At 65.6% G+C, this 23,672-nt stretch carries 23 protein-coding genes and 4 tRNA genes; 10 read left to right on the top strand and 17 right to left on the bottom strand.

The features are described from left to right. Nucleotides 1-4: 4 nt before the first annotated feature. Complete coding sequence (locus ACN9MV_RS26955; RefSeq protein ID WP_426390279.1) at nt 5-880, bottom strand: ABC transporter permease; 876 nt, start codon at nt 878-880, stop codon at nt 5-7. Further along, nucleotides 877-1,827 (bottom strand): ABC transporter permease, encoded by a 951-nt coding sequence (locus ACN9MV_RS26950; protein WP_093179297.1) that lies wholly within the window; start codon nt 1,825-1,827, stop codon nt 877-879. Before ACN9MV_RS26950 ends, ACN9MV_RS26955 begins: the two co-directional genes overlap by 4 nt. A 103-nt stretch (nt 1,828-1,930) precedes the next feature. On the opposite strand from ACN9MV_RS26950, the gene ACN9MV_RS26945 reads away from it, so the two are divergent. Beyond that, nucleotides 1,931-2,206 carry a YfhL family 4Fe-4S dicluster ferredoxin gene (locus ACN9MV_RS26945; RefSeq protein ID WP_093059717.1) on the top strand — a complete coding sequence of 92 codons (276 nt, stop codon included), beginning with the start codon at nt 1,931-1,933 and terminating at the stop codon, nt 2,204-2,206. On the opposite strand, the gene ACN9MV_RS26940 is transcribed toward ACN9MV_RS26945, so the two are convergent. From ACN9MV_RS26940 to ACN9MV_RS26905, 8 genes are all read right to left on the bottom strand, one after another. Continuing rightward, a complete protein-coding gene (locus tag ACN9MV_RS26940) occupies nt 2,203-2,700 on the bottom strand; it encodes a hypothetical protein (RefSeq protein WP_426390277.1) in 498 nt (165 codons plus the stop codon). The two genes, ACN9MV_RS26945 and ACN9MV_RS26940, sit on opposite strands and share 4 nt — an antisense overlap. A 36-nt stretch (nt 2,701-2,736) precedes the next feature. Then, nucleotides 2,737-3,369, bottom strand: a complete 633-nt coding sequence (pth, locus tag ACN9MV_RS26935) for an aminoacyl-tRNA hydrolase (RefSeq protein WP_426390275.1) — start codon at nt 3,367-3,369, stop codon at nt 2,737-2,739. 82 nt (nt 3,370-3,451) lie between these two features. After that, on the bottom strand, nt 3,452-4,138 hold the full coding sequence (locus ACN9MV_RS26930) for a 50S ribosomal protein L25/general stress protein Ctc (protein WP_093059712.1): 687 nt from the start codon (nt 4,136-4,138) through the stop codon (nt 3,452-3,454). Nucleotides 4,139-4,223: 85 nt separating this feature from the next. Then, nucleotides 4,224-5,198 (bottom strand): ribose-phosphate pyrophosphokinase, encoded by a 975-nt coding sequence (locus ACN9MV_RS26925; protein ID WP_081269883.1) that lies wholly within the window; start codon nt 5,196-5,198, stop codon nt 4,224-4,226. Between the two features lie 140 nt (nt 5,199-5,338). Continuing rightward, nucleotides 5,339-5,415 (bottom strand) — tRNA-Gln (locus ACN9MV_RS26920). 70 nt (nt 5,416-5,485) lie between these two features. Next, a complete protein-coding gene (ispE, locus tag ACN9MV_RS26915; RefSeq protein ID WP_426390273.1) occupies nt 5,486-6,367 on the bottom strand; it encodes a 4-(cytidine 5'-diphospho)-2-C-methyl-D-erythritol kinase in 882 nt (293 codons plus the stop codon). Next, nucleotides 6,364-6,897 carry a lipoprotein insertase outer membrane protein LolB gene (locus ACN9MV_RS26910; protein ID WP_093059709.1) on the bottom strand — a complete coding sequence of 178 codons (534 nt, stop codon included), beginning with the start codon at nt 6,895-6,897 and terminating at the stop codon, nt 6,364-6,366. Before ACN9MV_RS26910 ends, ispE begins: the two co-directional genes overlap by 4 nt. A gap of 1 nt (nt 6,898) precedes the next feature. Continuing rightward, on the bottom strand, nt 6,899-8,764 hold the full coding sequence (locus ACN9MV_RS26905; RefSeq protein ID WP_426390271.1) for a tetratricopeptide repeat protein: 1,866 nt from the start codon (nt 8,762-8,764) through the stop codon (nt 6,899-6,901). An 80-nt stretch (nt 8,765-8,844) separates the two neighbouring features. Here ACN9MV_RS26905 and mutM point away from each other — a divergent pair, with 80 nt between their 5' ends. The 3 genes from mutM to mutY all read left to right on the top strand — a co-directional run bounded on the left by mutM (nt 8,845) and on the right by mutY (nt 12,800). After that, nucleotides 8,845-9,657: a bifunctional DNA-formamidopyrimidine glycosylase/DNA-(apurinic or apyrimidinic site) lyase gene (mutM, locus tag ACN9MV_RS26900; protein ID WP_093081828.1), complete on the top strand. Its 813-nt coding sequence runs from the start codon at nt 8,845-8,847 to the stop codon at nt 9,655-9,657. A 112-nt stretch (nt 9,658-9,769) separates the two neighbouring features. After that, on the top strand, nt 9,770-11,731 hold the full coding sequence (locus ACN9MV_RS26895; protein WP_093059704.1) for a dynamin family protein: 1,962 nt from the start codon (nt 9,770-9,772) through the stop codon (nt 11,729-11,731). Nucleotides 11,732-11,765: 34 nt separating this feature from the next. Continuing rightward, complete coding sequence (gene mutY / locus ACN9MV_RS26890) at nt 11,766-12,800, top strand: A/G-specific adenine glycosylase (protein WP_093081834.1); 1,035 nt, start codon at nt 11,766-11,768, stop codon at nt 12,798-12,800. Nucleotides 12,801-12,827: 27 nt separating this feature from the next. Here mutY and rapZ read toward each other — a convergent pair whose 3' ends face one another. Genes rapZ through ACN9MV_RS26875 form a run of 3 tightly spaced genes read right to left on the bottom strand, consistent with a single transcriptional unit; the run spans nt 12,828 to nt 16,298 of the window. Continuing rightward, nucleotides 12,828-13,706: an RNase adapter RapZ gene (rapZ, locus tag ACN9MV_RS26885; RefSeq protein WP_097198094.1), complete on the bottom strand. Its 879-nt coding sequence runs from the start codon at nt 13,704-13,706 to the stop codon at nt 12,828-12,830. After that, nucleotides 13,703-15,385: a DNA repair protein RecN gene (recN, locus tag ACN9MV_RS26880; RefSeq protein WP_093081836.1), complete on the bottom strand. Its 1,683-nt coding sequence runs from the start codon at nt 15,383-15,385 to the stop codon at nt 13,703-13,705. The genes rapZ and recN overlap by 4 nt, the downstream gene beginning before the upstream one ends. Nucleotide 15,386: 1 nt before the next feature. Continuing rightward, on the bottom strand, nt 15,387-16,298 hold the full coding sequence (locus ACN9MV_RS26875) for an NAD kinase (RefSeq protein WP_093059696.1): 912 nt from the start codon (nt 16,296-16,298) through the stop codon (nt 15,387-15,389). 31 nt (nt 16,299-16,329) lie between these two features. Between ACN9MV_RS26875 and hrcA the strand changes: the two genes are divergently transcribed. From hrcA to greB, 5 genes are all read left to right on the top strand, one after another. Beyond that, complete coding sequence (gene hrcA, locus ACN9MV_RS26870; protein ID WP_093059694.1) at nt 16,330-17,337, top strand: heat-inducible transcriptional repressor HrcA; 1,008 nt, start codon at nt 16,330-16,332, stop codon at nt 17,335-17,337. Nucleotides 17,338-17,368: 31 nt separating this feature from the next. Next, nucleotides 17,369-17,445 (top strand) — tRNA-Ile (locus tag ACN9MV_RS26865). 62 nt (nt 17,446-17,507) lie between these two features. Further along, nucleotides 17,508-17,584, top strand: a tRNA-Arg gene (locus ACN9MV_RS26860). Between the two features lie 117 nt (nt 17,585-17,701). After that, nucleotides 17,702-17,778, top strand: a tRNA-Arg gene (locus ACN9MV_RS26855). A gap of 57 nt (nt 17,779-17,835) precedes the next feature. Next, the gene (greB, locus tag ACN9MV_RS26850) at nt 17,836-18,411 is read left to right on the top strand and encodes a transcription elongation factor GreB (protein ID WP_426390267.1); all 576 of its coding nucleotides are present in this window, start codon (nt 17,836-17,838) and stop codon (nt 18,409-18,411) included. Nucleotides 18,412-18,418: 7 nt separating this feature from the next. Here greB and ACN9MV_RS26845 read toward each other — a convergent pair whose 3' ends face one another. From ACN9MV_RS26845 to ACN9MV_RS26830, 4 genes are all read right to left on the bottom strand, one after another. Continuing rightward, nucleotides 18,419-20,674 (bottom strand): RelA/SpoT family protein, encoded by a 2,256-nt coding sequence (locus tag ACN9MV_RS26845; protein ID WP_093081838.1) that lies wholly within the window; start codon nt 20,672-20,674, stop codon nt 18,419-18,421. A 93-nt stretch (nt 20,675-20,767) separates the two neighbouring features. Further along, nucleotides 20,768-20,971, bottom strand: a complete 204-nt coding sequence (gene rpoZ / locus ACN9MV_RS26840) for a DNA-directed RNA polymerase subunit omega (RefSeq protein ID WP_007835875.1) — start codon at nt 20,969-20,971, stop codon at nt 20,768-20,770. A 40-nt stretch (nt 20,972-21,011) separates the two neighbouring features. Further along, nucleotides 21,012-21,632, bottom strand: coding sequence for a guanylate kinase (gene gmk, locus ACN9MV_RS26835; protein WP_093059689.1), 621 nt, complete (start codon nt 21,630-21,632; stop codon nt 21,012-21,014). A 14-nt stretch (nt 21,633-21,646) separates the two neighbouring features. Further along, the gene (locus ACN9MV_RS26830) at nt 21,647-22,570 is read right to left on the bottom strand and encodes a YicC/YloC family endoribonuclease (protein ID WP_093059687.1); all 924 of its coding nucleotides are present in this window, start codon (nt 22,568-22,570) and stop codon (nt 21,647-21,649) included. A gap of 91 nt (nt 22,571-22,661) precedes the next feature. Between ACN9MV_RS26830 and ACN9MV_RS26825 the strand changes: the two genes are divergently transcribed. After that, complete coding sequence (locus tag ACN9MV_RS26825) at nt 22,662-23,669, top strand: serine/threonine protein kinase (protein ID WP_042673779.1); 1,008 nt, start codon at nt 22,662-22,664, stop codon at nt 23,667-23,669. Nucleotides 23,670-23,672: the final 3 nt, after the last annotated feature.

The following is a 23,672-nucleotide window of genomic DNA, read 5'->3' as shown; positions in this document are numbered from 1 at the left end:
TTGCTTACCTTGCGCGTGCCAGTCGCGGATCGAGCAGGTCGCGCAAGCCGTCGCCGAGCAGGTTCAGGCCCAGCACCGCGAGTGCGATGGCCATGCCGGGGAAGACGGCCAGCAGGGGCGACTGGAACATCATCGTCTGCGCCTCGCTGAGCATGCGACCCCACGAGGGTTGCGGTGGCTGAGTGCCCAGGCCCAGGTAGGAGAGAGCGGCTTCGGCCAGGATGGCGATGGCGAAGCGGATCGTGATCTGCACGATCAGCACGGCCGAGATGTTGGGCAGCACGTGCTGCATCGTGATCGCGAACGGGCCCTTGCCGCAGGCGCGTGCGGCGGCGACGTACTCGCGCGACCAGATCGCGTTGGCAGAAGCGCGCGTGATGCGCGCGAAGGTCGGGATGTTGTAGATGCCGATCGCGATGATCGCGTTGACGATGCCCGCTCCGAACACCGCCGTCATCATGATGGCCGAGAGGATCGCAGGGAAGGCGAGCGAGAAGTCGGTGAGCCGCATGATGGCTTCCTCGATCCAGCCGCGCTTCGCCGCCGCCAGCAGGCCCAGCGCGGTGCCGACCACGAGGCCGATGCCGACCGCGATCACGCCCACGAGAATTGATGCACGCGCGCCGACCAGCAGCAGCGAGGCCACATCGCGCCCGTAGGTGTCGGTGCCCAGCCAGTGCGCGCCCGTCGGCGGCTTCAGCTTGTTGGCCATGTCCATGTCGTAGGGCGACCAGGGTGTCCAGACCAGCGAAACGGCAGCGGCGAGCAGCAGGAGCAGCGTCAGCGCGCCGCCCAGCACGAAGCTGCGGTGGTGCAACGCGCGGCGCCAGAAGCCGGGGACCTTGAGCGCAGCAGCGCTCGGAGCTGTGATCGCGTTCATATGTCGCTGGCCTTGATGCGCGGATCGATCACGGCATACAGCACGTCGACCACGAAATTCACGATGACCACCATGGCCGCCAGCAGCATCACGCAGTTGCGCACCACGATCAGGTCGCGGTTGCTGATGGCCTGGAAGATCAGCCGGCCCAGGCCCGGCAGGTAGAACACGTTCTCCACCACGATGGTGCCGGCCAGCAGCTCGGAGAACTGCATGCCCATCACGGTAATGACAGGGATCATGGCGTTGCGCAGCACGTGAGTCCACAGCACCGCGCGCTGCGAGACGCCCTTGGCGCGGGCGGTGCGCACGAAGTCTTCGCGCATCACTTCGAGCACGGCCGAGCGCGTGATGCGCGCGAGGATCGCGGCTTGAACGACGGCGAGAGACAGCGCCGGCAGCAGCAGCGACTTGATGCCCGCGAAGATGCCTTCGCCCCATCCCTCGAAGCCGCCAGCGGAGAACCACTGCAGCTGCACCGAGAACACGAGGATCAGCAGGATGGCGAACCAGAAGTTCGGAATGGCGATGCCGACTTGCGCCATGCCCATCAGGCCGACGTCGCCGAGCTTGTTGTGGCGCGCAGCGGCCGTAACGCCGACGAGCAGCGCAATCACGACGGTGAGGGCCATCGCCAGCATAGCCAGCGGCACGGTGAGCGCGAGGCGCTCCAGGATCAGGTCGAGCACCGGCGAGCTGTAGGCGTAGCTGTCGCCGAGGTTGCCGGTGAGCAGGCCGCCGATCCAGTGCCAGTAGCGTGTCCATGCGGGCTGGTCGAGGCCGAGCTTGGTGGCCAGCGCTGCGACGGCTTCGGGTGAGGCGTCGGGGCCCATGAGCATCTGCGCGGCGTTGCCGGGCAGGATCTCGAGGACGAGGAAAACGATGACCGAGGCGCCGATCAACGTGCCGATCAGCGTGGCGAGGCGCTTGAATAGAAACAGACTCATGGGGCGGGGCGCAGCATAACTGACTCCTGCAACAAGTGTGCCGTGAATGTGGCCTTTGTCATTCACAGGCGGCCCGCCTGGCCGAGCCCGCGATAATCGGGGGATGGCCCTCATGATCACCGACGAATGCATCAACTGCGATGTCTGCGAGCCCGAGTGCCCGAACGATGCGATTTACATGGGCGCGGAGTTCTACGAGATCGATCCGCACAAGTGCACCGAGTGCGTCGGCCATTTCGATGAGCCGCAGTGCGTGCAGATCTGCCCGGTGGCCTGCATTCCCCTGAATCCAGAGCATGTGGAAAGCCGCGAGACGCTGATGCAGAAGTACCAGCGCCTCACGGCGATCAAGGTGACGGCTGCTTCGACCGGCGCTTAGTCGGCCGACTTCCGCTTCTTTTTCTTGCGCTCAGGCGCGTCGCCGGCTGCCTTCGCGTTCTGACCGCCGCTGAAACTCATGCTGGATTTGCGCGGCTCGCTGGCCGCCTTGCGTGCGCGGTCGTGCTCCCTTTGCTCAGCCATGGCGAGCCGTCTTTCCGCAAGGGCTGCGCTCCTGGCCTCCCGCGCAGCCCGCTGGTCGCGGTCGTAGGCTGCTTTCTCCAGCGACAGCCGGCTGCGTTCGAGGCGATCGGCCTGAGTCTGGGTGCTGCGTGTGCCGGCGTCGGCGGCCCGGCGGTCCTCGTCGCTGCGGTGGTCGTTCACCTTCACCGTCTTGCCGCCTTCACAGGGCTGGTCGGAATAGGTGCTGCCGCAACGCCAGGTTTGAGCGGCGTTCTGGGCTGAGGATCCCATGGATGCGGTGCAAATTGCTATTGAAAAGATAGCAATTGCCGTCGTTCCGCTTCTTTTTCTTCTTTTCTTCTCTTCGCTCATTTTTTATTTCTCTCCCTCCTGCACTGCGATGGCCGGCTAGGTGGCGGCAGGCGTGCCCCCGTCGCCGGGCTCCCGCCGCGGCGGTTTGGGCCGGGGCGGTTTGCTCGTGTGAATGACCAGGGTCGCCTTCTCCATCTCGCCCGCCACCAGCGCGGGGATCGCGTGCAGGGTGCGAATGATGGCGTCCTCTATGGCTTCACGTTGTTCTTTCAGCGGCTTCTTGAGCACCCAGTTGACGACCTCCGACTTCACGCCGGGGTGTCCGATGCCCAGGCGCAGCCGCCAGTAGTCGCCGGTGCCCAACTGCGCGTGGATGTCGCGCAGTCCGTTGTGGCCGGCATGGCTGCCGCCGAACTTGAGCTTGACCTGGCCCGGGACCACGTCGAGCTCGTCGTGCGCCACGAGGATTTCCTCGGGCGCGATCTTGAAGAAACGGGCGAGGGCGGCCACCGACTTGCCAGACAGGTTCATGAAGGTCTGCGGCTCCAGCAGCCAGATGCTCTGGCCGCCAATGTTGGCGCGTGCCGCAAGGCCGTGGTAGCTGCGCTCGGGCACAAGATTGAGTTTCCACTCGCGCGCAAGGGCATCGATCCACCAGAAGCCCGCGTTGTGCCGCGTGGCTTCGTACTCGGGGCCCGGGTTTCCGAGGCCGACAAACAGCTTGATCATGGTCGTGGATTATCCCGTCGCCGGAAAAGCAGAAGGCCCGCACGGGGCGGGCCTTCTGCAGCAACGAATGCGAAAAAGCGAATTACTTCTTGGCAGGCGTCTTGGCGGCGGGGGTCTTGGCTGCAGGAGCAGCCTTGCCACCCTTGCCAGCCGGCGCTGCTGCGGCGGCTGCATCGGCAGCGCCTTCAGCGGGGGCGTCGACTTCTTCAGCCGCTGGCGACACGGCCGAAGCCAGCACCGGGTTGACCTTGCCGTGGCTGACCCACTTCACGCCCTTGGGCAGCTTGATGTCCTTCAGCGTGACGGTGCCGTTCTTCTTCAGGCCCGACAGGTCGACTTCGATGAACTCCGGCAGGTCGGTCGGCAGGCAGTTCAGTTCGAGTTCGGTCGTCACGTGATTGACCAGGTTCAGGTCGATCTTGACGGCTTCGGATTCTTCTTCACCCTTGAAGTGCAGCGGCACCTTCAGGGTCATGCGGGTCTTGGCATCGACGCGCTGGAAGTCGATGTGTTGCACCAGCTGGCGGAACGGGTGGTATTGCACGTCGCGCAGCAGAACCTTGCTGACGTTGCCGCCCAGTTCCATTTCGAGCACGCTCGAATGGAAGGCTTCCTTCTTCAGGGCGTGCCACAGCGCGTTGTGATCGATTTCGATCAGTTGCGGCTGGGTGTCACCACCGTAGACGATGCCGGGGGTCTTGCCCGAGATGCGGAGACGGCGGCTCGCACCCGTGCCCTGCTTTGCGCGCTCAAAAGCGACGAATTTCATAACTAGCTCCTGTGAGAGTCCACCGCGACCAGTGCGACTCCGGTTCAAAAAGGCTTCAGAAAAGAAGCCCGCTCTTTGGCTCGGGTCAGAACAGGTTGTCCTGGTCCGAGAACAAACTCATCACCGACTCGCCCTTGGCAATGCGCTGGATCGTTTCGGCGATCAGCGGTGCCACGGAGAGCTGGCGGATCTTTCCGCAGGCATTGGCGCCGTCGGAAAGGGGAATGGTGTTGGTCACGACCACTTCGTCCAGGGCCGAGCCCTGCGTGATGCGCTCGATGGCCGGGCCCGAGAAGATCGGGTGCGTGCAGTAGGCGTAGACGCTCTTGGCGCCGCGCTCTTTCAGCACTTCGGCTGCTTTGACCAGCGTGCCGGCCGTGTCGATCATGTCGTCCATGATCACGCAGTTGCGGCCGTCGATCTCGCCGATCACGTTCATGACTTCGCTGACGTTGGCCTTCGGGCGGCGCTTGTCGATGATGGCGAGGTCGCAGTTCAATTGCTTGGCCAGCGCACGGGCGCGAACCACGCCGCCGACGTCGGGCGAGACCACGATCAGGTCTTCGTAGTTCTTGGCGCGCAGGTCGCCGAGCAGCACCGGCGAGGCGTAGATGTTGTCGACGGGGATGTCGAAGAAGCCTTGAATCTGGTCGGCGTGCAGGTCCATCGTGAGCACGCGCTCGACACCGACGGTTTCCAGCAGGTTGGCCACGACCTTGGCCGAGATCGGCACGCGGCTCGAACGCGGGCGGCGGTCCTGGCGGGCATAGCCGAAATAGGGAATCACGGCGCTGATGCGTTCGGCCGAAGCGCGCTTGAGCGCGTCGACCATGATCAGCAGTTCCATCAGGTTTTCGTTGGTCGGTGCGCAGGTCGACTGCACCACGAACACATCGCGCGCCCGGACGTTCTGGTTGATCTCGACGGTGACTTCACCATCGGAGAAGCGACCGACGCGAGCGGCGCCCAGCGAGGTGCCGAGGTTGTGCGCGATTTCTGCAGCAAGGCCCGGATTGGCGTTGCCGGTGAAAACCATGAAATCAGGGTGATTAGCCTGCATGAGCGCGTCCCGGCAGTGCAAATTGGCTTAGGAAGCCGCCAAAAGGTTTGTGATGCGTGGCGGCCGGTGAGCCGCCGATTATTGCAGCGGGTGGGCTGCAAAAGAAGACTGCGGCCGTTGGGCCGCAGTCGTTGAAGATTTGGCAGGGGAGAAAGGATTCGAACCTTTGCATGCTGGAATCAAAATCCAGTGCCTTAACCAGCTTGGCGACTCCCCTACACGGGTCGATGGCTTTCACCATCAACCGATATATGTCGCATCGAACCGAATGAACGGTCCGATTATCTTCAGGTTGCCCATCCCAAGAGCGGATGGACTTCCAGGTTGCTGCATTGACGAACCTGCCAGCCTTCGGGGGCTTCTAGCAGTTCCGCTTCCTGCGGCGCTTGCGGCATCTTCGCGAACACCGAACTTCCGGAGCCGGTCATCCGGGCCTTCAACCCTTGGGCACCGAGCCATTCGATGGCGTCGGTGACGGCGGGGCAAAGTCGCTGGGCAACCGGCTGCAGGTCGTTGTGGCCGAAGTCGAAAACCGAGTTTCCCAGGTTCGTCGCTTCCAGCGATTCGCTATCTGCAGCAAAGCCCGAGATTATAGCAACAGGTGTGGCGCGTTGAAGATCGGAAGCCGAAAAAATTAATCGGGTATCGAGTCCCTCGGGTGGTTTGACCACCGCGAAACGCGCCGACGGCAGTGTAACCGGTGTGATTTCCTCGCCGATGCCCTCGACCCACGCATTGCGGCCGCCAAGGAAGAAGGGCACGTCCGCGCCCAGCTTCAGGCCGATGTGCGCCAGCCGCGACAGAGGCAGATTCAGTCCCCACAGGCGGTTCAGCGCGAGCAGGCAGGTGGCGGCATCCGAAGAGCCGCCGCCCATGCCCGCCTGTGCCGGCACGTGCTTGGCCACGCCGATATGCGCGCCCTGGCCGGGCGCGGCGAAAGCCTGCAGGGCGCGTGCCGCGCGCAGGATCAGGTCGTCCGCGGGCAGCTCGGTCGTCAGGTCTTCGCGGCTCAGTTGCCCATCGCGCCGCAGTTCGACATGCAGCATGTCGCACCAGTCGATCAGCATGAAGACCGACTGCAGCAGGTGGTAGCCGTCGTCGCGCTGGCCGGTGATGTGGAGGAAGAGATTGAGCTTGGCCGGCGCGGGAAGGTCGTAGATCGCCTTCATGACCGTTCGAACACGATGCGCAGGTCGGCCCGGGGGCTCGGCGATTCGCGCACGGCCTGCAGCCGTCCGTTGCCGAGCTGCGCAAGATCGGGCTTCCAGCCGGGAACGGGGTCGTTGCGGCCCGCGAGCCAGCCGAACAAGGCGCCGACCGGAATTGCAGCGCCGGTAGCGGCCTCGATCAGTTCGTCGACGGAGTCGAAGCGACGTGTCTTGCTGCCGTCTTTCAGCAGGGCCTCGCCCGGTGCCCAGTGCAGTTGCGCCAGCGTGCTGCCGATGGGTGTCGTGAGTGTGAGGTCGCCCGAGTCGGCGGAGCCGCGCAGCTCGAACAGCGCAGCGAAGGTCTGCACCGGTTCACTCTCGATGCGCAGCGACATCCGGCCGCTCCAGCTGTCCGAAGTCTTCGGTGCGGAAGAGCCGCCAGACAGCTGCGCGCAGCCTGCCATCAGGAGAAAGGCGGCTCCACCTGCCGCCAAAAGGGTACGGCGGCCGTGGCCGGCCTGCGTTGGCACGAATGCCCCAGCGTGAGCCATGCTACGGCTTCACTCGCAGGCGCTTCAGCGTTTCCTGCAGCGTCTCGTTTTCGGCGTCGCTCAGCAGGGCCTCCTTCCAGATCGTGACCGCGCGGTCTTTCTGGCCGGTGCTCCACAGGACTTCGCCGAAATGCGCGCCGATTTCGGGATCGGGCCGCGTCTTGTAGGCCGCTTCGAGGATGCGGATCGCCTCGGCCGTGTTGCCGAGCCGGAACTCGACCCAGCCCAGGCTGTCGGCGATGAACGGATCTTCCGGCGCCAGCTGCACAGCCTTCTGGATCAGCGTGCGCGCCTCGTCGAGCCGGATCTTGCGATCGGCGAACGAATAGCCCAGCGCGTTGTATGCGTTCTGGCTCTCGGGCTTGAGCTGGATGAGCCGGCGCAGCAGGCGCTCCATGTCGTCGAGGCGGTTGAGCTTCTCGGCGACCATGGCCTGGTCATAGACGAGGTCGCCGTCGTCAGGTGCCGCCACCGAGGCCTGGGCGAGCATGTCGTAGGCCGCCTGGTATTGCTTCGCATCGCGCAGCAGTTGCACTTCGGCAAGGAATTTCTGCTTCTTGTCGTCTGGCGTGCGCTCGGGCAGGCCGCGGATGATTTCACGCGCCTGGGGCAGCTTGCCCTGACGGGCCAGCAGCGCTGCGCGGCGGGTTTGCGCGGCCACCAGTTCGTCCGGACCGTCGACGCGCGCGAGCCAGCGCTCGGCCGCCGTGAAGTCCTTGCGCCGTTCCGCCAGTTGCGACAGCGCGAAGTACGCCTGCGATACACCGCGCTTGCGGTCGGCGGCGTCATTGGCATCGCCATCGGCGTCCTTGTTGGCGCTGCGGCTGCCCGACAGTTCGATGAAGCGTTTGATCGAAGTCTCGGCTGCGGCGTCCTGTTTGGCCTGCATCTGGAGGCTGCCGAGCAGCAGCCATGGCTCGGCCAGCTCGGGCCGCGAGGTGGTCACTGCCTGGAGTTGCGTGGTGGCATCGTTGAAGCGCCTGTCCTCGACGAGCGCGCGGGCGTAGGCAATGCGCAGGTCGGGCGTGGCCTTCGGGTTGTTGTTCAGGTAGCGCGTGACGATTGGCTCGGCGAGCGGCTGGCCGGGGTCGATCATTTCGAGCGCCAATGCAGCGGGGGCATCGGAGCTCGGGTCGATCTCCTGGCCCTTGCGCGCGGCTTCCAGTGCGCCGGAAGCATCGCCTGCATTCAGGCGCAGCCGGCCGACGGTGGCCCAGGCCAGTCCGCCGGTGGTCGGGTTCTTCAGCTCGTCGACCAGGGCCTGCTCGACCACCGAGGCGGCCAGCTTCTTGTCGGCGGCGCGCGAGTAATTGCGCACGATCACGGCCATCAGCAGCGGACGTTCGATCTGCGACGTGGCCGCCACTTCGGCGCGCAGCGGCTCGACGGTTTCGCTGATGCGATTCAGCGCAATGAGGATCTGCAGTTCGATGCGGCGTGCGTCGCGCGAAGTCGGCAGGGCTTCCTGCCATGCGCGTGCGGCGGCGAGGGCCGCGTCGCCGGAGCGCGATTGCAGGGCGATCTCGACCGCGCGCTGGAACAGCTTGCCGTCGCGCAGCCGGCGGGCGGCATCGAGCACCAGCGCGTAGCCGGAGCCGGGATCTCCGGAGCGGGCGGTCATCTCGCCCATCAGGATTTCGTAGAACAGGTCGGCCGTCAGCGCGGAGGGCTGCGGCGCGGGTTCGCTGGCGGCCTTGGCTGTGATGGGCTTGGGCCTTGTCGAGGACTTCGGCTGTGCCGATTGTTCGATGGTCAGCGCGGGGCCGTTGGGGGTTGCAGGGGCGGAAGATTGTGCGTGAACCGCACAAGCCAGCAAGGCGAGAGACGCGGCCGCCGCAAGGCGGTGTCGGCGGGGCGAAAGATTCATCCGACCATAATAATCCAGGCTTTTGAACGAACCTTGCGTGGGGCTTAGTCAACGCCGCATTTGCCGGAGATTTACTTTTCATGCCTGAGCTTCCCGAAGTCGAAGTCACCCGTCGCGGCTTTGCCGATCGCATCGCGGGCGCACGCATCGACGCGGTGCGCATCGGCAAGCCCCTGCGCTGGGCCCTGATGGTGCTGCCCGAGGCGCTGGTCGGGCGGCAGGTGCGTGAGGTGCGGCGGCGCGGCAAGTACCTGCTGATCGATCTCGATCGCGGCATCCTGCTGCTGCATCTGGGCATGTCGGGCAGCCTGCGTTTCGACGCGGCATTGCCGCCGCCCGGGCCGCACGACCATTTCGACCTGGTCACCGATCGGGGCACGCTGCGGCTCAACGATCCGCGCCGCTTCGGCGCCGTGGTCTACGTGGAAGACGAGGCTGCCCCATGGGCCATCAAGCTGCTTGGTGGCCTTGGCATGGAGCCGCTGGGCGATGCCTTCGACCTCGACGCCTTCCACGCCGGCCTGAAGAAGCGCAAGAGCGCCGTCAAGCAGGTGCTGCTGGCGGGCGACGTGGTGGTGGGCGTGGGCAACATCTACGCGTCGGAGGCGCTGTTCCAGGCGGGCATCCGGCCAACGCTGTCGGCGGCACGTATCAGCCGTCCGCGGGCGGCCAAGCTTCATGCGGCCGTGCGCGAAATCCTGGCGCGGGCGGTGGAGAAGGGCGGCAGCACGCTACGAGATTTCTCCAATGTGGACGGACAGAATGGCTATTTCCAGCTCGAAGCGACCGTTTATGGCCGTGCCGGCGAGCCCTGTCGGGTTTGTGCAACGCCGATCCGGCAGCTGCGCCAGGGGCAGCGCTCCACCTACTATTGCCCCAATTGCCAGAAGTAGGCGCCTGGTCCGGATGTCGGATTCAGACGTGGATCTCAGGAGAAACAATTTGGAGACGTTGGTTGTTCGCCTCCCGATGCTATATTTGTAAATTGTTTCTTACATATTTCCCTTGAGCCGCTCCTTCAACCAACAACTCGATCAGCACGGTGCGTGGCGGAGCAATTTCGCCCACCGGCTGCAGTGGCTGTCCCGCTGGCTGACCGAGAACGAGCTGCTCGACCAGGCAGTGGCGGAGCGCCTGCGCGGGCTCGAAACGCAGATCCGCACCAGCAAGGTCATGGTCGCCTTCGTGGCCGAGTTCTCGCGCGGCAAGTCGGAGCTGATCAACGCGATCTTCTTCGCCGGCTACGGGCGGCGCATCATGCCCGCGAGCGCCGGCCGCACCACGATGTGCCCGACCGAGCTGGGCTACGACGCCGCGCTCGCGCCCAAGCTGCGCCTGCTGCCCATCGAGACCCGGCTGGAGCCGCATTCGTTGGCCCATTGGCGCGAAAAGCCAACGCGCTGGACCGAGATAGCTATCGACGTCGGCAACGCCGAGCATCTGGCGCAGGCCATGAGCAAGGTGGCCGAGGTGCGCTGGGTCGCCAAGGATGAAGCGCGCACGCTGGGCTTCTGGAACGACGACACCCCCGACGACAACCCGGTGCAGGACGCCGAAGGCCGCGTCGAAATTCCGCGCTGGCGCCACGCGGTGCTGAACATGCCGCACCCGCTGCTGGAGCAGGGGCTGGTGATTCTCGACACCCCGGGCCTGAACGCGATCGGCGCCGAGCCCGAACTCACGGTGAGCCTGATTCCGCAGGCGCACGCCGTGGTCTTCATCCTGGGCGCCGAAACCGGCGTGACGCGCTCCGATCTCTCGATCTGGCGCGAGCACCTGATCACCGAGGACGAAGGCAACGACACGCGCTTCGTGGTGCTCAACAAGATCGACACGATGTGGGACACGCTGAGCACGCCCTCGCACATCGAGCAGCAGATCGAACGCCAGCGCGAAGGCGCGGCCCGTTTGCTCGAAGTGCCGCTGGCGCAGGTGCTGCCGGTGTCCGCGCAAAAGGGGCTGCAGGCCAAGATCCAGCACGACGGCCAGTTGCTGCAGGCCAGCCGCCTGCCGGCGCTTGAATCGTTGCTGGCCGAAGGCGTGCTCGGCAAGCGCGAAACCATGCTGCGGCTCGCGGTCGACGCGGGCATGACCGCGCTGCGCGCCGAGGCCGAGCGCATCCTGAAAGTGCGCCAGCGCGACCTGGCCGAGCAGGCGCTCGAACTGCAGGGGCTGCGCGGCAAGAACGTCTCGGTGATCCGCCACATGCGTGCGCGCATCGACCAGGAACATGCCGAGTTCGAAGGCAGCAACACGCGCATCCTGGCGCTGCGCTCGGTGCAGGGCAAGCTGCTGCGCGAGGTGTATGCCGTGCTCGGCCGCACTGCACTCAAGGCCGACATGGTGCGGCTGTCGGCCGCGCTCAAGCGCCCGGGCGTCAAGTTCAACGTCCGCAAGGTGTACGGCGAGACTTTCGATTCGCTGCGCAACAACCTGCGCGAGGTGCAGGCGACCACGGCCGAGATCCAGTCGATGCTGCATGCCACCTTCCGCCAGCTGAATGCCGAGCAGGGCTTCACCCTGCAGGCGCCGGCCGAGCCCGACCTGACGGGCTTCGAGCAGGAGCTGGGACAGATCGAACGCAGCCACATCCACTACCTGGGCGTGGGCAACCTGCTGAAGCTCGCGCAGGCCGATTTCTGCGACAAGCTGGTTCGCGCGTTGGCCAGCCGGCTGCGGCTCGTCAACGAAGCAGCCATGACCGAGGTCGAGCGCTGGAGCAAGGGCGCGAGCGCGCAGATCGACGCGCAGCTCAAGGAGCGCCGCCGCAACTTCAGCAAGCGCATCGAGGCGATCGAGCGCATCCAGAGCGCGGCGGGCAACCTCGACGAACGGCTGATCGAACTGGCCGCGCAGGAAAGCAATCTCGCCGAGCTTCATGTGCAGCTGCGCGAGTTCACTTCGCTGATCGCGCAGCACGGAAAGCCGCAGGTCGCGGCGACTGTCGGCGAGCTGCGTGCGGCCTGAAGCTTCCGCCTCCACGGCGGTTGCTGGCTTGCAATTGCCCCCGGATTTCGCAGCGCAGATCGTGAGCTGGCAGCGCAGCCACGGGCGCAGCCAGTTGCCTTGGCAGAACACCCGCGACCCGTACCGCGTGTGGCTGTCGGAGGTGATGCTCCAGCAGACGCAGGTGACGACGGTGCTCGGCTACTTCGCGCGCTTTCTCGAACGCTTTCCCGACGTGAAGGCGCTGGCCGCCGGCACCGAGGACGAGGTCTTCGGGCTCTGGAGCGGGCTGGGCTACTACAGCCGCGCGCGCAACATGCATCGCTGCGCGCAAGAGGTGGTCGCGCGCTTCGGCGGCGAGTTTCCGCGCACCGCCGCCGAGCTCGTCACCTTGCCCGGCATCGGCCGCTCGACCTCTGCCGCCATTGCCGCCTTCTGCTTCGGCGAGCGCGTGGCGATTCTTGACGGCAACGTGAAGCGCGTGCTGACGCGCGTGCTTGGCTTTGCGGGCGACATGTCTTCGGCGGCGCAGGAGCGTGCGCTGTGGGACCTGGCAACGCAATTGCTGCCGCCGGCAGAGCAGAAAGAAGCCATCGCGAGCTACACGCAAGGCGTGATGGACCTGGGCGCCACGGTGTGCCTGCCGCGCAAGCCGAGCTGCATGATTTGCCCGGTCAACAAGACCTGCGCGGCCCTGCGGGAAGGCGCGCCGGAGCGCTACCCCGTCAAGACCCGCAAGCTCAAGCGCAGTGCACAGTCGCTCTGGGTGCTGCTGGCGCGCGATGCGCAAGGCCGCGTGTGGCTGGAGAAGCGGCCGTCGAAGGGCATCTGGGCCGGGCTCTATTGCCTGCCCGTGTTCGACAGCCGTGAAGATCTTCTGGCTGCACTGCCGACGGCCGCGCGACGCGGCGTGCAGGACCTGCCGGCCTTCGTGCATGTGTTGACCCACAAGGACCTGCATCTGCATCCGGTGCAGCTTCAGGGCGGCCAGCCACAAGGCGATGGCGCGCGCTGGGTCGAGGCCGAGGAGTGGGGCCGGTTGGGCCTGCCGGCGCCGATGCGCAAGCTGCTGGAAGGCAGCGAGGCTTAGTCAGCCGATCTTTAGTCGGCGGATCAGTCAGCTCGCGTCGAGCTCGCGGTGCCGCTTGAGCGCACCCCAGCGCGCACCGAACGACCGCGCCAGCTGCTCGACCAGGAACACCGAGCGGTGTTGCCCGCCCGTGCACCCGATGGCCACCGTCACATAGCTGCGATGGTCGCGCGCCAGTGCGTCGAGCCAATGCGTGAGGAACTGTTCGATGTCGTTGTACATGCGCGCCACGTCGTCGTGCTCGCGCAGCCATTCGATCACCGGCTCGTCGCGGCCCGTGAGCGGGCGCAGTGCGGGCACGTAGTGCGGGTTGGGCAGCATGCGCACGTCGAACACATAGTCCGCATCGAGTGGCACGCCGCGCTTGAAGGCGAACGATTCGAACACCAGCGTCAGCGCGCTTTGCGGTGCCGAAATCAGCGACTTGATGTAGCTCTGCAGCTGCGCCGGCCGGATCAGGCTGGTGTCGATCACGTCGGCGCCGTCGCGCAGGTCGGCCAGCAACTCGCGTTCGAGCTCGATGGCCTGCATCAGCACGCGGTGCTGTTCGGGCACGTCGGTACGGCCTTCCTGGCGCGAGAGCGGGTGGCGGCGGCGGGTTTCCGAATAGCGGCGCAGCAGGGCATCGGTGGTCGCGTCGAGGAACAGCGAACGCAGCGAGATCTCGCCGTCGCGCCGCAGCGCTTCGAGCTGCTGTGGAACGATCGGTAGCGAGACGCCGCTGCGCACGTCCATGGCAATGGCCACGCGCGGCGTCTGCTGTTCGTGCTGCAAGGCGATGAAGGATGTCAGCAGTTCGGGCGGCAGGTTGTCGACGCAGTAGTAGCCAGCGTCTTCCAGCGCATGCAGGGCCACCGACTTGCCGGAGCCCGACATGCCCGTGATGAGCACGAGGTCGAGGTTCATGGCGCGGTCACCGAGGTCTTGTGGCCGAGCATTTCGCGTGCGTGCGCGAGCGAGGTTTGCGAGACCTTCTCACCGCCCAGCATGCGGGCGATTTCCTTGGCGCGGTTGTCATCGTCGAGGCGCGACACGCCGCTCTCGGTGCGCGGGCCGTCCTTGCCGGCTGCTGCCGTCTGGCGCTTGGCCACAACGAGGTGATGGTCGGCACAGGCGGCCACCTGGGGCAGGTGGGTCACGGCGAGAACCTGGCGGTCGCGGCCGAGCTGCTTCATGAGGCGGCCGACGGTCTCGGCGACCGCACCGCCGACGCCGGCATCGACCTCGTCGAAGATCAGCGTCTGCGCCGCGCCGAGCTGGCTGGTGGTGACGGCGATGGCCAGCGCAATGCGCGACAGTTCGCCGCCCGAGGCCACCTTGCCGATGGCGCGCGGCGTGCTGCCGGTGTGGCCGGCCACGAGAAAGGCCACGTCTTCGAGGCCGGCACGGCTGGGCTGCGCCAGCGGCTGCAGTTCGACGTCGAAGCGTCCGCCCTGCATGCCGAGACCCTGCATCGCATCGGTGACGGCTTGAGCGAGGCGCGGCGCAGCTTGCTTGCGGACCTTGCCGAGCGCCTTGGCTTCCTTCATGTAGGCCTGCTGTGCGTTCTGTTCTGCGCGCTCAAGCCCTTCGAGATCGCTTTGCGCATCCAGCGCCTGCAGTTCGGCCTGCCAGCCGGCGAGCAGCGCCGGCAGTTCGGCGGGCGGGCGCTTGTAGCGGCGCGCGAGCGACATCCACAGGCCCATGCGCTCGTCCAGCTCGGCCAGGGTTTGCGGATCGGTGTCGGCATCGCGCAGGTAGCCGTGCAGCGTGTGGGCAGCGTCGGAGGCCTGGGCCACGCATGAGGCGAGCACTTCGCCCAGCGCGCGGAACTCGGGCTCGATGTGCTCGCAGTTCTGCAGCAGCGTGAGCGCGCGCGTAAGCGCGGGGAGGGCGCCGTTGTCGTCGTCTTCCAGTGCCTGGCTGGCACCCTGGGCCGCGTCGATCAGGGCCTGCGCGTTGGAGATGCGCGAGTGGTTGGTCGACAGCTCTTCCCACTCGTCGACGCCCGGTGCGAGCTTGGCGACTTCGGAAATCTGCCATTGCAGCCGCTCGCGTTCGCGCTGCAGCGAGTCCTGCGCCGAGCGCGCGTGTTCGAGTGCGGAAAGTGCCTGCCGCCAGCTTTGCCACGCGGCGTCGAGCGCATCGGTGCGCACGCCTGCGTAGGCGTCGAGCAGGCCGCGCACTGCCTCAGGCCGCGTCAGGCTTTGCCAGGCGTGCTGGCCGTGGATGTCGAGCAGGCGGTCGCCGAGCTCGCGCAACTGCGTGGCCGTGGCTGGGCTGCCGTTGATCCAGCCGCGGCTGCGGCCCTGCAGGTCGACGGTGCGGCGCAGCAGCAGCGCGTCGCCGGCTTCGAAGCCGCCTTCGTCGAGCCAGGTGTCCAGGGCGGGGTCGGCGTCGAATTCGGCACTCACGTCGAGCCGTTCGGCCCCTTCGCGCACCGCGCCAGCGTCGGCGCGGTTGCCCAGCGCCAGTTGCAGCGCGTCGATCAGGATGGATTTGCCCGCGCCGGTTTCGCCGGTCAATACCGTGAAGCCGCCGGACAGGTCGAGTTCGAGTGATCGCACGATCACGAAGTCGCGCAGTGCGATGCGTCGCAGCGCCATTTCAGGAGCCCCCTTCGTTCCAGTGAAGTTTCTTGCGCAAGGTGTCGAAATAGCTCCAGCCGCGCGGGTGCAAAAAGCGCACGCGGAAATCGGAGCGGCGCACCACCACGCGGTCGCCGATTGCGAGCGAGGCCAGCGACTGCATGTCGAAATTGGCGCTGGCATCGCGCCCGCCTACCAGCTCGATCACGATCTCGTCGGCGTCGGGCAGCAGCACGGGACGATTCGACAGCGTGTGCGGTGCGATCGGCACCAGCACCCAGCCCGGCACGGCCGGATGCAGCAGCGGCCCACCGGCCGACAGTGCGTAGGCCGTCGAGCCTGTGGGCGTGGCGATGATCAGGCCGTCGGCGCGCTGATTGGCCACGAAATGGCGGCCCACCGATACGCGCAACTCGACCATGCCGGAGGTGGCGCCGCGGTTGACGACCACGTCGTTCATGGCGAGCGCGTCGAACACCGAGGCGCCATCGCGCACGACCTGCGCATGCATCAGGCTGCGGTGGTCTTCCTCGTACTCGCCGGCCAGCATCGGGATCAGCGTGGCCTGGTAGTTGTCGAGCGGGATGTCGGTGATGAAGCCGAGCCGGCCGCGGTTGATGCCGATCAGCGGGATGCCATAGCTGGCGAGCTGCCGGCCGATGCCGAGCATGGTGCCGTCGCCGCCGACCACCAGGCCGAGGTCGCAGCGCTGGCCGATTTCCTCGACGCTCAGGGCTTCGTAGCGTGGATGGGCAGGGGCGCCGTCATCGTCTTCCTCGCAGGTCGAGCGCTCGACGAACACCGTGCAGCCTTGCGATTCGAGGAAGGCGCCAATGCCTTCCATGACGCCGTCGCGCGAGTCCGCCTGCGCCCGGGCGCCGGAAGCCTGGTATTTGCCGATCAGGGCGACGTGACGAAAGCGAGAGGTCATATCTCACAAATTACAACACTAAAATCTTGCAATGCTGGACGACCGTGCCAAGTTGCTGCTCAAGACGCTCGTCGAGCGCTACATCGCCGACGGGCAACCCGTCGGCTCGCGCACGCTGTCGCGTTCCTCGGGGCTCGATCTGTCGCCGGCGACCATCCGCAACGTCATGTCCGACCTCGAGGCGCTGGGGCTGATTGCCAGCCCGCACACCTCGGCCGGCCGCATTCCGACGCACCGTGGCTATCGACTCTTCGTCGACACCATGCTGACCGCGCAGCGCGAACAGATGAGCACGCCGAGCCTCGCGCCCGACCAGCCGCAGAAAGTGATCGCCAATGCGGCGCACCTGCTGTCGAACCTGTCGCAGTTCGTTGGCGTGGTGATGGCGCCGCGGCGCGCTTCGGTGTTCAAGCAGATCGAATTCCTGAAGCTCTCCGACCGGCGCCTGCTGGTGATCATCGTCTCGCCCGATGGCGACGTGCAGAACCGGGTGATCTTTCCGGAGGCCGACTATTCGCAATCGCAGCTGGTCGAGGCCTCGAACTACATCAACGCGCACTATGCGGGCCTGACTATCGAGCAGGTGCGCGATCGTCTCCAGTCCGAGGTCGAAAAGCTGCGTGGCGAGATCGCTGCGCTGATGCAGGCCGCGGTGCAGGTCAGCTCCGAAGTGCTGAACGAGGCGCAGGAAGACGACGTCGTGATCTCGGGCGAGCGCAACCTGCTGGCGGTGAGTGATTTCTCCAGTGACATGGGGCAATTGCGCCGAGCCTTCGAACTCTTCGAGCAGAAGGCCCAATTGATGCGCCTGCTCGACGTGTCGAGCAAGGCCGAAGGGGTGCGCATCTTCATTGGCGGCGAAAGCCAGGTGGTGCCCTTCGAAGAACTCTCCATCGTCAGCGCCAACTACGAGGTCGATGGACAGGTCGTGGGTACGCTGGGCGTGATCGGGCCGACGCGCATGCCCTACGAGCGCATGATCCAGATCGTCGACATCACGTCGCGCCTGGTGAGCAATGCGCTGAGCCATCGCAAGTAGGCGCCGCAGCGCGAATAGAATCGTGCCGCGTGGGCCGTTAGCTCAGTTGGTTAGAGCAGCGGACTCATAATCCGTTGGTCGATGGTTCAAGCCCATCACGGCCTACCACTGCTTCTTGTTTTTGCCCGTTTTCGGAACGAGCCTCAGAACAGGCTATAATCGAAGGCTCAGCGGCTGTAGCTCAGTTGGATAGAGTACTTGGCTACGAACCAAGGGGTCGTGGGTTCAATTCCTGCCAGCCGCACCATCTCCAGAAATGCCCGGAAGATTCATCTTCCGGGCATTTTTCTTTTGTGCCTTCGCGTGGATTCGGCCGGGCAAATGCAAAAAGGGTCGAAGAAAGCGGGCTATAATTGCAAGCTGTGCGGCTGTAGCTCAGTTGGATAGAGTACTTGGCTACGAACCAAGGGGTCGTGGGTTCAATTCCTGCCAGCCGCACCATTACAAGAAAAGCTCGCAACGAAAGTTGCGGGCTTTTTTCATTTGGAGGATTCTGCTTTGAGCAAGGCATTCACCAAGGAAACAGACTCTGACGGGGATGACGACGGCGCTGATGGCGCTTTGCCTCCGCTGCCCGCAGGCAGCAAGAACTACATCACCCCCGAAGGCTACGCGCGCCTGCGCGACGAGTTGCTGCAGCTGATGGACGAGGAGCGGCCGAAGATCGTCGAAACCGTGCATTGGGCGGCCAAGAACGGTGACCGCTCCGAGAATGGCGACTATCTCTACGGCAAGAAGCGCCTGCGCGAGATCGATCGCCGCATCCGTTTTCTCACCAAGCGCCTCGAAATCGCGGAGGTCACCGATCCTTCGGTGCACCACGGTCGCGATCAGATCTTCTTCGGCGCCACCGTTCGCTATATCGACGAGACCGGCGACGAGCGCAGCGTCACGATCCTAGGCATCGACGAAGCGGAGAGTGCGAAGTCGCAGGTCAGCTGGATTTCGCCGATTGCGCGGGCGCTGCTCAAGTCGCGCGAAGGCGACGTGGTGAAGCTCGTCACGCCGGGCGGGGCGCACGAGGTCGAGATTCTGTCCGTGAGCTATCCGGCGCCGCGCCCAACCGCGGCGTAACGGCGCCTCAGGGGGCGGGAACCGTCCTTGACGCGGTCAGCACCGACGCGGTACGCCGGGCGGCGCGCAACACGGCATCCAGATGCGTGCGGTCGCGCACGGCGATCACGAAGCGCAGGTCGGTCGAATCCTGCGGGGTCTCGTCGGCCATTTCCACGTGGGTGATGTCTGCTTCCGCATCGGCCAGCGTGGCTGCGACCCGCGCCAGCACGCCCTTGTCGTTGCGCACGGTGATGACCACGCCGGTCTCGAAGGCTCGTGTGGGTTCATCTGCCCATTCGACGGCGAAGAAGCGTTCGCTGTCTTTATGGCGCAGCCGCTGGCCGACACCGCAGTCTTCCGTGTGCACCACCAGACCTTCGCCATGGCCGAGGTAGCCGACGATCTGGTCGCCCGGAATCGGCCTGCAGCACAGCGCAAAGCGCACCGACGAGTTTTCGCTTCCATCCAGCGTGACCGCCCCCTGCGACACGGTCTCATGCGAGATGAAGCGCTCGCGGCTCAGCAGTAGTGCGTCAGGTCGTTCGCCCAGTTCGGAGAGCATTGCCACCAGCCGCTTCGCGACGATGCTGGCAATGCGCTTGCCCAGGCCAATGTCGGTCAGCAGTTCGGAGCGGGTGCGGTTGCCGGTGAAGCGCAGCAGCTTTTCCCACAGCGCCTGGTGTTCCTCGTCTTCCTCGGGCAGCTTGCTCAGGCCTTCGGCGCGCAGCGCCTGCGCGAGCAGCTTTTCGCCAAGGCCTTCCGACTCGGCGTGCGCCAGGGTCTTCAGATAGTGGCGGATCTTGGAGCGCGCCCGGCCGGTTCGCACGAAGCCCAGCCAGGCCGGGTTGGGCGTCGACACCGGCGCTGTGATCACCTCGACCACGTCGCCGTTCTTGAGCTCGGTGCGCAGCGGCACCTGGTCGCCGTTGATGCGCGCGGCCGAAGTGTGGTCGCCGATGTTGCTGTGGATGGCATAGGCAAAGTCGACCACCGTGGCGCCGCGGGGCAGCGCCATGATCTGGCTCTTGGGCGTGAACACATACACCGCGTCCGGAAACAGGTCGACCTTGACGTGGTCCCAGAACTCGGCGGCGTCGCGTGTTTCGTCCTGGATGTCGAGCAGCGACTGCAGCCACTTGGTGCCCAGCCGGTCGTTGCTGGCCGCGTTTGGTTCAGCGGCCTTGTACAGCCAGTGTGCAGCCACGCCTGACTCGGCCACCACGTGCATCGCCTCGGTCCGAAGCTGGAACTCGACGCTCACGCCGGCCGGGCCGACGAGCGTGGTGTGCAGCGACTGGTAGCCGTTGAGCTTGGCGATCGCGATGTGGTCCTTGAACTTGCCCGGCAGGGGCTTGTACATCTGGTGCAGGATGCCCAGGCCGGTGTAGCAGGCGATCACGTTCGGCACGATCAGGCGGAAGCCGTAGATGTCGGTCACCTGGGCGAAGCTCAGGTGCTTTTCTTCCATCTTGCGATAGATCGAATAGAGCGTTTTCTCGCGCCCCGCGATGCGCAGCGTCATGTTTGCTGCGGCAAAGGCGGTTTCGACCTCGCGCTGCACCTTCTGGATCAGGTCGCGGCGTCGGCCCCGCGCCTTGGCCACGGCTTTCGACAGCGTGGCATAGCGCCAAGGTTTCAGATGCCGGAACGACAGCTCCTGCAGCTCGCGGTAAGTCTGGTTCAGCCCGAGGCGATGCGCGATGGGCGCGTAGATCTCCAGCGTTTCGCGCGAGATGCGACCCCACTTCTCGCGCGGCGCATCGGCCAGCGTGCGCATGTTGTGCGTGCGGTCCGCCAGCTTGACCAGGATCACGCGCACGTCGCGCGCCATGGCCAGTAGCATCTTGCGGAACGACTCGGCCTGGTTTTCTTCGCGGGTGTTGAACTGCAGCTTGTCGAGCTTGGTCAGCCCGTCGACCAGTTCGGCCACCGGGGCGCCAAAGCGCTCGATGAGTTCGGGCTTGGTGACGCCGCAGTCTTCGATGGCGTCGTGGAGCAGGGCCGCCATCAGCGCCTGAGCATCGAGCTTCCACTCGGCGCATTGCGCCGCCACGGCGATGGGGTGGGTGATGTACGGCTCGCCGCTGTTGCGCAGCTGTCCGAGGTGGGCCTCGTCGGCGAAGCGGTAGGCTCGGCGGACCAGCTCGGTGTCTTCGGGGCTCAGGTAGTCGAGGCGCGCGGTCAGTGCGGCAAAGCTTGCGGCGGCCGCGTTCAGCGCAGCCGGACTCGGCTTCGGCGTGCCCTTGGGGGCATGGGACTGAGATTTGGCTACCGCGCTCATGGCTACCACTTTAGCGTGACCGCTGTATGGACGCGTTCAGGCATAAAAAAAGCACCGCTTTGCGGTGCCTTTTCGTTGCAGGGCTGCGTCAGATCAGCCCGGCACCTTCTTGAGCATTTCGAGGCCGATCTTGCCTTCGGCGATTTCGCGCAGGGCGGTCACGGCGGGCTTGTTCTTGCTCTCGATCTTGGGGGCATGGCCCTGGCTCAGCATGCGCGCACGGTACGTGGCGGCCAGGACGAGCTGGAAACGGTTCGGAATATTGACGAGACAGTCTTCGACGGTGATGCGGGCCATGATGAGAATCTTTCTGTCTGTGAGCGGATGAACTCGGATATCAGGGGATGTTCAGTGCGGCGAATGTGTCGGCACGTGCACGGCGCTGTGCGGAATACCGGAGCCGCTGAGCGTGGACGATCGCCTTGAGATCGAAAAGCGCGCGCTCAAATAACTCGTTGATTATAACGAAGTCGAATTCCCCCGCCCGGGCCATCTCTTCGGCGGCGTTCTTCAGGCGCAATTCGATGACCGAGGCGCTGTCTTCGCCGCGCCGTTCGAGGCGGGAGCGCAATTCTTCCCAGCTGGGCGGCAGGATGAAGATCATGACCGCGTTGGCGAAGGTCTTGCGGATCTGCAGTGCACCCTGGAAGTCGATTTCGAGGATGACGTCGGCCCCCTGGGCGATCCGCTCCTCGATGGCCCTCTTGGAGGTGCCATACCGGTGCCCGTGCACATGGGCCCATTCCACGAAGCCGTCCGCCGCGATCAGGGCGTCGAACTCCGTCGGCGAGGCAAAAAAGTACTCGCGGCCGTGCTTTTCCTGCCCGCGCGGCGACCGGGTCGTGTGCGAGACCGAGGGCTGCACGGCCGAATCGAGCTCCATGAGCGCCTTGACCAGGCTCGATTTGCCGGCCCCGCTGGGCGCGGCCACCACGAAGATATTGCCGGGGTAATCCATTCTTTCGCTCGTCGTCATTCGATGTTCTGCACCTGCTCGCGCATCTGCTCGATCAGGACCTTCATGTCCACGCCGATGCGCGTGAGCTCCAGCGCCGCCGACTTCGAGCCCAGGGTGTTGGCCTCGCGGTGCAGCTCCTGGATCAGGAAGTCGAGGCGCTTGCCGATTTCTCCGCCCTTCTTGAGCAGCCGCTCGATCTCGTCGAGGTGCGAGTTCAGCCGGGTGAGCTCCTCGGCCACGTCGATGCGGATCGCAAAGGCGGTGGCTTCGGTCAGCGCGCGGTCCTGGGCGGCTTCGGGCAGCGTGCCGCCCGTGCCGGCGGTCAGGCCCATGGCCTCCTGCCAGCGCTCCAGGAAGCGGGTGCGCTGCTGTTCGACCAGCTGCGGCACCAGCGGACCCGCCTGCAGCACCAGGGTGCGCAACTGGCCCAGATGGGCTTCGAGCATCTTGGCCAGCCGCGCGCCTTCGCGCTGGCGGGCCGACATCAGGCCTTCGAGCGCCTTGCCGGCGACGTCGAGCAGGTCGGGGCCCCAGTCGCCGCGGGCGGCGCTGTCGCCGCCGGCCAGGCGCAGCACGTCGGCTACGCTCAGGTCGCGGGCGCTGGGCAACCAGGCCTTGATGCTGTCCTGCACCCCGTTGAGCCGCTGGAGCAGCTTGACGGAGGGCTCGACCACACCGGCCTGGGCCGTGTTCTCGATGGCGGCCCGCACTTCGACCTTGCCGCGCTTGAGCTTGCCCGTGAGCAGCTCGCGCAGCGCAGTTTCATGCTGGCGCAGTTCCTCCGGCAACTTGAAGGTGAGATCGAGGAAGCGGCTGTTGACCGAGCGGATTTCTACCCCGAGCCGACCCGCGGCGGCAGGCCGTGCCTCGGCTTCGGAGTGGCTGCCTGCGGACCCGTTCTGGCCGCTGGCGTAGCCGGTCATGCTGTAAACTGGCATTGCGCCTCACTGTGGTTTTGCTTGCATGCACCGAGGCGTCGGCACGGCGTTCGCTTGCCGCACCATCGCCTTCGGGCGAAACTCCCGGATTATGTCAAAGGTCAAGCCTACGCCCCTGTTGCCCGATACGGTCATTGGTGGTTACCGCGTTGTACGCCGGCTTTCCGCAGGTGGGTTCGGTGTCGTCTATCTCGCCATCGACCCCAGCGGACAGCAGGTGGCCATCAAGGAATATCTGCCGTCCTCGCTTGCCACGCGGGGGCCGGGCGAGCTCGCGCCGCAGGTGCCGCCGGAGAAGCTGTCACTCTACCGGCTGGGGCTCAAGAGCTTCTTCGAAGAGGGCCGCTCGCTCGCGCAGATCTCGCACGCCTCGGTGGTCAGCGTGCTCAATTTCTTCCGCGAGAACGAAACCGTCTACATGGTCATGAACTACCTGGAGGGCGCGACCCTGCAGGATTTCGTGGTCACGGCGCGCGACCTGAAGAAGCAGAAGGTGTTTCGCGAGTCGACCATCCGTTCGCTGTTCGACGAGATCCTGCGCGGCCTGCGCATCGTCCACCAGTACAAGATGCTGCACCTGGACATCAAGCCGGCCAACATTTTCGTCACCGACGACGACCGCGCCGTGCTGATCGACTTCGGCGCCGCGCGCGAAGTGCTCAGCAAGGAAGGCATCTTCATCCGCCCGATGTACACCCCCGGCTTCGCGGCCCCCGAGATGTACCGGCGCGATTCGTCGATGGGCCCGTGGACCGACATCTACGCCATCGGCGCCTGCATCTACGCCTGCATGCAGGGCTATCCGCCCAATGACGCGCCGCGGCGCATCGAGAAAGACCGGCTCAGCCTGTCGCTGTCGCGCCTGCGGGGCGTGTACTCCGACAACCTGATCGAGGTGGTCGAGTGGTGCATGTCGCTCGACCCGCTGTCGCGCCCGCAATCGGTCTTCGCGCTGCAGAAGGAGCTCAGCCGCGAAGGCGAGCGCCGCTACACCAAGCTCACGGTGGGCGAGAAAGTGCGCCTGTCGATCGACAACATCCGCTCCTTCGACAAGAAGAGTCTGCCCAAGGCTGCTGCGCCCACCACGCGCCCTGCATGACAT

The sequence above is a fragment of the Variovorax sp. R-27 genome (genome assembly GCF_049913215.1).
Lineage (GTDB): Bacteria > Pseudomonadota > Gammaproteobacteria > Burkholderiales > Burkholderiaceae_C > Variovorax.
This window is presented reverse-complemented; position numbering and strand designations above follow the sequence as displayed.